The sequence below is a fragment of the Actinomyces sp. Z5 genome, from assembly GCF_003287795.1.
GTDB lineage: Bacteria > Actinomycetota > Actinomycetes > Actinomycetales > Actinomycetaceae > Actinomyces > Actinomyces glycerinitolerans.
Window position 1 is genome coordinate 1 of record NZ_QMIN01000049.1, and the last position, 479, is coordinate 479.

A 479-nucleotide genomic window follows, 5' to 3' on the forward strand; every position below is an offset into this window, starting at 1 on the left:
CACACCAAGTGTCACCGATGTCCTGACACAAAACTGTCACCGATGTCCTGAGACATCACAACGACGGTTCGTACACCTACCCCACGAACCGTCATAAGAAAGTACGATTCGCCGACCAGAAGGTACGAACCGTCATCCCTGCCGATACGGACAGGGCGGAATATCAAAATCAGCGACAAGCGTGGTCGACACCCACAAGAGCCCATGCGGTAATGCAGTGCTTGCGCATTTCCGCCGCCTCGTCCACGAGCACCGAAATGTGTCAGAGGCCGCCGCTATGCTGGGCATGCCTTCTTCGGCACCTCCTCTCGGAACAAGCCATGTCCTTGGCCGAGGAGGTAGGAGCCAGGAAGGAGGGAGTTATCGGCGTGAACTTGGTGTTTTAGATCGGGGTTTCGGCTGGTATGGTGCGGGGAAGTCGGGGTGATTATGGCCTGGGAGGTTAACCCGGGGCGGTGGTTGACTTTCGGGGGTAGATG